The following is a 6,069-nucleotide window of genomic DNA, read 5'->3' as shown; positions in this document are numbered from 1 at the left end:
GCGTCTTTAGATTTATTATCTGAATCATAATAATTTCTATCCAAATAATCTCCAAGTTCTTTATCATCTTTCAAAACATCAGAATATTTTTTCTTATCCAAGATAAGAGTTACCGACATTCCTGAAGATGATTGAGTATATGAAGCGTCAAAGAATATCGAGTAAGATTTAACATTTGCAGTAAACCATCCGCTTTCGTTTTCGTAAGAAAGTATAGCTGATCTATTTTCTCCATGCTGTTTGTAAAGAGCTACCGTATCTGGTGCTACATAAATATCTCCTGAAACTTTTGGAGCCATTAGCATTCCATAACCACCCATTACAAACTTTCCTTTACCAAAATTATTGATATTGAATTCTTTGCTACTTCTCATAAATGTTTGGTTAACAACTGTTGCATTATCAACTGAGAATAATTTGTTGCCTTTATCATCTTCTACAAGTGTTCCGTCTTTTTCATCTTCTTCTTTATTTCCAGTGTAAAGTTTTACATCAACTCCACTTCCGTAAGTTCTAAAAGCTGAATAAGGAGATAGATTCCCATTTTCATCTATAGTGCTTCCTGATCCAACAGTTATAACCCCACCATTTTCTCCATGAACTCCGACTGAACCACTTAATCCTGCTGATGTACGTACTATAATTTGTCCATTGTTTTGTGCAAATGATGCTGCACCGTCAATCCATATTCCTGTACCATTTTTTCCATCCACATAAATATTTCCATTATTTGTAGCAGATCCTCCGTTCATAACCTTCATCCCAACTGAACCTTCACCAATATTCATCGCCGTAGAAGGAGAATAGACATAAATATTTCCGTTATTTATTGCAACAGCTCCATTTATCGCTAACATTCCTATAGAATTTTTTGCATTAGAAACTGTAATATTTCCATAATTTAAAACCGTAGACATATTCTCTCTTGCGAACATGCCTGTTCCAAAATTTCCTACTACATAAATATTTCCTGTATCTTTATTTATACCTGTTGAGTTACCTGAAGCTGCTGCCACATGAATCCCAGCAGACCCGTCTATGTTTTCTGTAGAACCAGCAACAACGTTTGAATTAACATAAATATTTCCAAAATTATTTGCTGTTCCGCCTATTATAAATATTGCATTAGCTTTTGATATAGCAGTTGAGTCTGATCCTACATAAATATTAGAATTTTGAAAATTTTCAACAAGACCTCCTCTTGAGTATATTCCATTAGCTGAGTCTGCCAGAGTATATATTGAACCTTGATTATCAATATTTGTGCTAGATGAATAATTATATATTCCAATTGATGATTCTTGTTCAAGAATTATATTCCCAAGATTTATCCCAGAACCAACACCACTTGAATAATTTATTCCAATAGAACTTGTTCCTCCATTTTTTGCTGATACATATAAATTTCCACTTTCAAAATTGTTTACATTTGTATTTCCATCTCCTTGTGCTTTTAAAGCACTTGATGAAGACCCTGTTACATAAACTATATTTTTATTATCCGCAAAAGTTTTTATTGACCCATTGTATGAATCAGCTGCCCATATTCCTATTGATTGATTCCCTAAAATATTTATTATTCCATTATTCTCTATTCTCTGAACAATATTCGTAACAAATTGAGGTTGAATATTTTTTGCTCCAACAGAATTATCCCCATTCACATTTATATTGCCATTTAATGTTAAAATAGCATGAGCCCAACTATAACGACCATAGCGTCTTAAAACAATTCCTTCTCCATTGTAAACATCAATTTGTGTAAAATATAAACTTGGTGGGTATTGAGAAGTAGAAGCACCAGAGGAAGAATATATTAAAATACCAACTCCTCCTATTACTTCAACAGTATCCATAAGTGTTATAGAAGAAGAATTATTTCCAACGGCATTTATTCCAGTCCCTAAATTAACAAAAATTTTTCCATAGTTATAAACTTGTGTGCTGTTGTTTAAATATATTCCAGTCCCAGAAATATTATTAACATTTATAACTGCATAGTTCACTAAAGTTGAGCCAGGTTCCAATGCTATTCCTTTTCCACTAGCACCATCTATATTTATACTAGTTGGTGACACTCCATCAATTTTTACTCCATAATTTATAACTTTTGTATTTGAATCAATAGCATAAATTCCTATTCCGTTTGCAGTGACATTTATATCTCCATAATTCAAAACAGTGGAAGCACCAAATGCTTTTATTCCAGTACCAGAAGTTGAAATATTTATATCAAAATAATTTATGATTTTTGATTGACTATAACCATATATTCCAGTTCCATTTCCAGTAACATTTACTGCTCCGTAGTTTTCAACAAGAGTACCAACATCTTTAGCTATTATTCCTGTCCCAGAATCAGCGCTAATTGTCCCTTCATTTTTAACATATGCACCTGACCGAGAATCTATCCCAACTCCAATTCCAGCTTGAATACTACCTTTATTATTTACTATGGCAGAATCAGTTGCTAGAATTCCAGTACCAGTTCCTGTTATTATTATATTTCCTGCTACATTATTATTTCCTGTTCCACCGCTAACATATATTCCAATCCCATGTTCTACATAAATATTTCCATTGTTTGAATAAGTCCCACATGATGGACCAACTCTTACTCCTAGTCCTCCACCTTCAACTGAAATTGTTCCTTCATTAGTAGAAGACCCACAACCTACATTGATACCTGGAGTAATACCAATAACATATATGTTATTATTTGCAGGTGCTCCAATAATGATAATACCTCTGTCACCATTATATAAAGTGGCAAGATCTTTCAATATAATTCCAGTCTGATTTGACCCGTTAAGATAAATAACTCCATCGTTTTTAACCATAGATTGATAGCCATCTGCAAATATTCCACCGCTGTTGTTACCATAAACATTAATAGTCCCACTATTATTTACGTAATTTCTTGAAAAAATACCATAAGAATTTGCTCCACTTACATATATTGAACCTTTATTATATATGTCATATCCAAAAACATTATAGATTCCATAACTATTTGAACCACTCACATAAATTGTTCCGCCAACTTCATTTGTAAATGTTGGCAAAGTTGTTAGAAGAGATGTTGCGGAGACATATACTACAAATTCTTTTTCAGATGTACCTTTACCTTCAATCCAACCATAATTTGAAATATTTGCAGTTCCATATTCATAAAGTCCATATCCAATTTTCTTTCCTGAGACATATATTGAACCAATATTAATTATTGGATCACTCCCATTTGATTTTATTCCATATGTAAAATCACTGAAAGATGATGTTGCATTGATAATTCCATAATTATATATTTTTCCTGTTGGAGAATATATTCCAATAGTTTCATAACTTGCATTTGAATTTTGATTTCCAACAACCGTAACACTTCCACTGTTACCATTAATAACTGCTCCTGCCCCAGAAGCTATTATTCCAATAGAATTTCCACCAGAAGAAGCAATATTTATTGATCCGTAATTTTGTATTACTGCTGTTAAAATATTTAATATTCCATAATTATGACCAGCACCAGTTAGATTAATACTCCCATTTGAATAAACTGTACCTGATGATGTATTGAAAATTCCAATACCTGTGATTCCATCTGTTGTCATTACTGTTATTATATTATAATTATTTACTAGCCCTGATGTAGAACTTATTCCATAAGCTGTTAATCCTGATGAAATAACATCTATTTCACCATAATTATAGATTGCTCCTGTTGGAGAATATATTCCAATAGCATCGCCTGCAGAAGAATTAATATTTATTTTGCCATAATTTTGTATTACTGCAGTTGTAGTATTTAATATTCCATAATTATGACCACCACCATTTATAGTAATATTTCCATTTGTATAAACTGTTCCTGAAGATGTATTTAAAATTCCAGAACCGACAACCCCATCTGTTGTTGTTACTTTTATTATATTATAATTATTTACTAAACCTGATGTTGAACTTATCCCATAAGCTTTTAATCCAGTGGAAATTACTTCTATTTCTCCATAATTATAAATTGCTCCTGTTGGAGAGTATATTCCAATAGCATCGCCTGCAGAAGATAATACCTTTATTTTTCCATAATTTTGTATTCCTGCTGCCGCAGTATTTAATATTCCATAATTGTGACCAGCACCATTTAAAGTGATATTTCCATTTGTATAAATTGTACCTGTGGATGTTTTAAAAATCCCAGACCCTACAACACCATCTGTTGTAGTTATTTTTATTATACTATAATTATTTACTGACCCTGATGTGGAACTTATTCCATAAGCTTTTCCTCCTGTTGAAATCACTTCTATTTTTCCGTAATTATAAACAGTAGAAGCGTTTCCTCTTATTCCAACTGTGTCATTAGATCCTGTTGCAGAAATATCAGAATTTATTCCTGCATAAATAGTTCCAGCTGATGTATTTATACCACTTGCTAAACCATTTCTGGTATAAACTTCTATTTTTCCTTCATTTTCAAGTAATGTCACATTATATGCAACATCTATGCCTGTTGCTTCTCCTTCTTCTGTATTTATTTTTACAATAGCACCAGAATTATTATAGATATATCCTGCGTAGGTTCTGAGACCTTTCACAATTCCAGTTCCTTTGGCAGAAAGATTTACTATCCCTGAATTTATAAGTTGATGATTTGATTCAGCTCTCCATACTATAATTCCAACTATATTTCCAGTGGAGCTTTGAACTGTGTAAATGCCACCATAATTTATTATCTGACTGTCTGATTGATCAGAGTACATTCCATGAGTAACTCCAGACACGCTAGATAAATATATTTGAGAACCAGAATAATTATTCATAAAATTTGTCATAACACCTTGCTGAGTAGTCTGGTACATTCCCATGGCATTTCCACCAGTACTTATAACATATATAACACCTTTTTTTGTCCCGTCCATACTTCCATTATTAAGCATTCCTCTTCCAACAATATGTATTCCAATAACTTGTTTATTATTTATATTACTAAACTGACCTGTTACACCGTCTGCTTTATTAACCATTATTATGGTGCCATAATTATTTGCTGTCCCTGTAGTAACTCTCAATCCTGCTGAAGAATAATTTCCAGAAGAATATATTGTTATTGAACCTTCATTGAAAATATTTTTTACAGACGTGTCCATCCCTACAGTTGTAGCACTTGTTGATATTAAATATATATTTCCTTTATTAAACAACTCTGAAGTGTTCGAACTCATTGCAGTTGCAACTTTAGTTGAATCTGAAGCAGAAATTATATTTCCATAATTTGTTATATTTCCACCTGTTGTTTGTCCATACATCCCGTAAGCTGTCCCAGTTCCTATATTTTTTAATATTATATTTCCTCTATTTTCAAAATCTATTGCCACAGTTGTAGAGATTGCTCTTACTCCAAAACCTTCTGTATTTACATAGATATTTCCTGTATTAGAAAAAATACCTCCAGTTCCTATATTTACTCCAACACCTTTAGCGTTTACATTGATAACTCCGTAGTTATCAAATCTACTTGCATCATATATATTAACTCCTGTACCTGTTGTAACATTTACTATTCCTACTGAACCACTTGAACTTTCATTTCTGAAATTAGAATTTACACCTGATACATATATTCCTGTACCAGCTGCTGCATTTATTGTTCCATAATTTTTTGCTGTTCCTTCTTTTAAATTGACTCCTGTTCCTAGTGAATTTAATATATTTATTATTCCTGTACTTTCATTTACAAAAAGTCCAGAACTATTTTCTACACTTACTCCTTTTCCTGTTTCAACATAAATACTTCCATAATTTTTTGCTTGGGATTCTCCTGAAACATAAATTCCAGTGCCAGAAGCTAATTTAATTTTTATCTGTCCATGATTTTCTATTTCAGATTTATCTATTCCATAAATTCCATAACCTGAATCTACATAAATATATCCGTGATTATAAAATTTACCTGTGCTTGAAATATAACTTCCATAACCTACACCAGAATTTATCGTTCCATAATTTTTTGCTGTTCCTTCTTTTACATTAACTCCTGTTCCTGATGAATCTATATTTATTATTCCTGTA

Annotated in this window: 1 protein-coding gene; it reads right to left on the bottom strand. The window is 31.9% G+C overall.

The features are described from left to right. Nucleotides 1-6,069, bottom strand: a 6,069-nt coding sequence (locus ACRC03_RS05920) for a beta strand repeat-containing protein (RefSeq protein WP_438651634.1), incomplete at both ends; no start/stop codon positions are given.

Origin of the sequence: Romboutsia sp., assembly GCF_051659545.1 — a bacterium.
GTDB lineage: Bacteria > Bacillota > Clostridia > Peptostreptococcales > Peptostreptococcaceae > JBOFOR01.
This window is presented reverse-complemented; position numbering and strand designations above follow the sequence as displayed.